The organism is Bacillus sp. S4 (assembly GCF_040838205.1).
In the GTDB taxonomy this organism is placed as follows: Bacteria; Bacillota; Bacilli; order Bacillales; family Bacillaceae_G; genus Bacillus_A; species Bacillus_A cereus_U.
This window is the reverse complement of the sequence record NZ_JBFPJI010000292.1, coordinates 1-4,015: the sequence shown is the minus strand read 5'-3', so window position 1 is coordinate 4,015 and position 4,015 is coordinate 1. Positions and strand designations below refer to the sequence as shown.

Below are 4,015 nucleotides of genomic sequence, written 5' to 3'. Positions count from 1 at the left end.
ATGTAAAGAAGAGTGGTATAAGAAGCTTTTTTGGAGAAAGAGTGATGAAGGTGAAAGCGCAGGATTCAATAGTTAATCAAAGCCAAGAACAGGGAAATACATATGAGAATAACGCGACAAAAGTTTCTGAAAACCACTTTACAGGTGATTTCAACTTAGATTTAGAGGTAATAAAAAAAGAGGCTCTTGATAATTCGGACGTTTATTGTCGAGAGTTTAATATCGGCGGGACTAGCATCCGCGCAGTTCTTGTTTTTGTAGAAGGGCTGTCAGATAAAGATCTTATTGATATGCACATTATGAAATCATTAATGTGTAATTTTCCTGATGAGTATAAAGATGAATCATCTAATATGAAAGATAGTGTTTCAAAAGAGTTTATTAAAAACCGAGTTCTTCCTATTAGTGGAGTGGAAGAAGTACAATCTGTGCAAAAAATGATGTCAAAGGTGTTAATGGGTTCAACGGCATTATTAATTGATGGATTATCAGATGTATTCATACTTAATACAAAAAAAGGAAAAACACGTAATATTGAAGAGCCAATATCAGAGGGATCGGTTAGGGGTCCACGGGTAGGTTTCACAGAAGTTTTATCGGACAATACTGCTTTGTTACGGTTACACGGTGAAAATGAAGGATTATCATTAGTGAAATTTCATGTAGGAGAACGGGCTAAGAAAGACTTGGTTGTTGCCTTTATGAAAGAGATTGCTGATCCAGAATTAGTAGAAGAAGTTAAGAAGAGAATTGAGAAAATTAATATTGATAATGTGCCAGAATCAGGTTATATAGAACAACTTATTGAAGATAATTATCTTAGTCCTTTCCCGCAAGTACAGAGTACGGAACGTCCTGATAAAGTTATCGCTGCATTAATGGAAGGAAGGGTTGCAATTTTATTAGATGGAACACCTTTTGTATTAATTGTTCCGGTTACATTTAGTATGATGATGCAATCACCCGAAGATTATTATGAACGCTGGATACCAGGTACGCTGATTCGGTTATTGCGCTTTGGAACGGCTATTATTTCTCTATTTGCTCCCGCTCTGTACATTTCATTTATTTCATTCCATCCTGGATTGATTCCAACTAAGTTAGCCATTTCAATTATAGGAGGGCGAGAAGGCGTCCCGTTTCCTGCAATTATAGAAGGATTATTTATGGAAATTGCAATTGAAATTTTACGAGAAGCAGGGCTACGACTACCTAAGCCTATTGGTTCAGCGATGGGAATTGTAGGAGGATTAATCATTGGGCAATCAGCTGTATCAGCTGGAATTGTGAGTCCAATAATGGTAATTGTTGTGGCGGCCACAGCTATTTCTTCTTTTGCACTTTCTCATTATAGTACAGCAATTCCATTACGTATTCTTCGCTTTGTAGCTATGTTTTTCGCTGCTATATTCGGATTATATGGAGTTATTCTATTTTTCTTATTTATATGCAGTCATATTTCAAGGCTTAAAAGTTTTGGTGTACCTTATGCTAGCCCGGCTGTCTTATATCAATTTACCGATTGGAAGGATTTTATTGTTCGTATGCCAATTCAGATGATGAAGCGACGTCCAAAAATGTTGAATTTAAAAGACTATGTACGGAAAGGAAGTGAAGAGGAATGATTACTAACTCAAAGGATAAAATTCCTACTTCACAAGCAGCTGTTATTCTTATCAATTATATACTTGCTATCGGAATTCTCACTTTACCTAGAACCGCGGCTGAGAAAGTGAATACACCTGATGTTTGGATAACTGTTATTTTAGGTGGATTAATTGCGATGGTTGCGGGTGTAATTATCGTGAAGTTAAGTCAACAATTTCCTGAAAAAACATTTTATCAATATAGCCAAGAACTTGTAGGGAAATGGTTTGGGGTGTTAATTAGTTTATTGATTATCAGTTACTTTTTTACACTTTCGTCATTTGAACTTAGAACGTTGGAAGGTATAACAAGTTTCTTTCTACTAGAAGGTACGCCTGACTGGGCTATTATTATGCCATTCATGTGGATAAGTCTATATTTAAATTTAGGCGGAATAAATGCGATAGCACGTTTATTTGAAATTATTTTTCCAATTACAGTTTTTATTTTCTTAGTGACATCTTTTATGAGTATAGGAATATTTGAACTCGATAATCTTCGTCCTGTATTAGGATTAGGGATTGTTCCGGCATTAAAAGGCCTAAAAACAACAACTATGGCATATTCGGGTGCTGAAATTATGTTGTTACTTTTAGCCTTTATGAAGAAGCCATCTCAAGGTGTAAGGGTTGTAATAATTGGCACTATGATTCCTTTATTTTTTTATGTCATCACAGTTGTAATGGTTATTGGTGCATTTTCTATCGATGGGGTATTGATGAGAACATGGCCTACAATTGATCTTATGAGAAGTTTTGAAATTCAAGGTTTAATTTTTGAACGGTTCGAATCTTTGCTATTAGTGATATGGATTATGCAAATCTTTGCAACATATACAATCTGTTATTATGCAGCTGCTTTAGGGTTAGCACAGCTCTTTAATAAAAATATTCATTCCTTTTTGTATGGATTACTCCCAGTAATTTATATCGTTGCCGCAATTCCGAAAAACATAAATGAGTTATTTGAATTTGGAAATTTGATTAGTAACGCAGCGATAATATTATTTGGTATTCTTCCGATTCTTCTCCTAATGATTTCGAAGGGGAGGAAAAAAAAGCATGAACCAAAATGTTAAAGGTAGAAAAATTATTATAAGAATAACATCAATCGTTTTTCTCTTATTACTTACAGGATGCTGGAGTAGTCATGAAATTGAGGAGTTAGGTTTCGCCGTAGGTATAGCAGTAGATAAAGAAAAAGAAACAAAGATTGAGAAAGAAATTGAAGAAAAGGGCGGCGGATATAAAAAGAAGAATTTAATAACAACCACCTACCAATTTGTTAAAGCACAATCATCATCAGACGGAGGCAAAGGTGGAGTATCACAACAAAAAGCTTATATGAATGTTGCAGAAACAGGAGATTCTCTTCATCAATCAATACGTGAAGTTGCATTAAGAAGGCAAAGGCCTATCATTTTTCATCATACGAAAGTAATAGTTGTTAGTGAAAGTATCGCCCGAACATATAATTTAACGCAGTTATTGGACATCTACGTTCGTGATAATGAGATGAGACCTAGTTGTTTTATTATGGTTAGTAAAGGGCTAGCTAGTGATGCGTTACAATCAAAAGAACCAGGGGAAATTCCAGCATTTCGCTTGATTGATATCGAGGATAATCAATATAGATCCTCACGAATTTTACCACCGATGCCGCTTGCTAAACTACCAGGAAAGGTGAAATCTGGGGCGAGTTTTCTTTTACCAAATGTGATTTCTATAAACGGAGAAGTGAAATATGTAGGTGCTGCTGTAATTAAGGGGCGTACAAAAAAACTTCGTGGTTTTTTAAACGAGAATGAATTAGAAGGCTTAATGTGGATAACTGCAAAAGGGAAAAGTGGCTTGGTGAAAAGTTATGATAAAAAGACAAAAAAATTAGTTATGTATGAAGTGAAATCTATGAAAAGTAAAATTACGCCCCATGTTAAAGGGGATAAAATCTCATTCGATGTCAATGTGCAGTCTGTGGGCCGGTTATCCGAAAACTGGTCTGAGTCAGAGGAAGCTTTTAAAAATACATTTCTCAAAAGGACGGAGCAATCTGCCCAACAAGAAGTGAAGCGATTAGTGAAACATACATTACAAAAAATTCAAAAGGAATATAAAACTGATGTTGCTGGCTTTAATACTCGTTTGAAAATCAAGTATCCAAAAGTATGGAAGAAAGTTGAAAAGGATTGGGATAAAGTATTTAGTAAGACACCAATCAAATATAATGTAAAGCTAACCATTGAAGACTATGGTACGGAAGGTGCATAACGAAGAAACATCATAAAATATACAAAAGCTCTAAATCGTGGCCTTTTATTAATGCTCACGATTTAGAGTTTTTATGTAATGTAGGTCTAATTGTATTAAAT

General features: G+C 34.9%; 3 protein-coding genes. All 3 read left to right on the top strand.

Features of this window, described 5'->3' with window-relative positions:
* Nucleotides 1-44 precede the first annotated feature (44 nt).
* From AB3X48_RS18705 to AB3X48_RS18695, 3 genes are read left to right on the top strand one after another with little or no spacing between them, the layout of a single operon-like run.
* Nucleotides 45-1,625, top strand: a complete 1,581-nt coding sequence (locus AB3X48_RS18705) for a spore germination protein (RefSeq protein ID WP_016104823.1) — start codon at nucleotides 45-47, stop codon at nucleotides 1,623-1,625.
* Nucleotides 1,622-2,725, top strand: a complete 1,104-nt coding sequence (locus AB3X48_RS18700; RefSeq protein ID WP_016104824.1) for a spore germination protein — start codon at nucleotides 1,622-1,624, stop codon at nucleotides 2,723-2,725. The genes AB3X48_RS18705 and AB3X48_RS18700 overlap by 4 nt, the downstream gene beginning before the upstream one ends.
* Nucleotides 2,709-3,914, top strand: a complete 1,206-nt coding sequence (locus AB3X48_RS18695; protein ID WP_016104825.1) for a Ger(x)C family spore germination protein — start codon at nucleotides 2,709-2,711, stop codon at nucleotides 3,912-3,914. The genes AB3X48_RS18700 and AB3X48_RS18695 overlap by 17 nt, the downstream gene beginning before the upstream one ends.
* Nucleotides 3,915-4,015 lie beyond the last annotated feature (101 nt).

Bases quoted from the DNA above. Each gene is read 5' to 3' on its own strand.
- AB3X48_RS18700 (WP_016104824.1), top strand. From the start codon at position 1,622: ATGATTACTAACTCAAAGGATAAAATTCCTACTTCACAAGCAGCTGTT.
- AB3X48_RS18695 (WP_016104825.1), top strand. From the start codon at position 2,709: ATGAACCAAAATGTTAAAGGTAGAAAAATTATTATAAGAATAACATCA.
- AB3X48_RS18705 (WP_016104823.1), top strand. From the start codon at position 45: ATGAAGGTGAAAGCGCAGGATTCAATAGTTAATCAAAGCCAAGAACAG.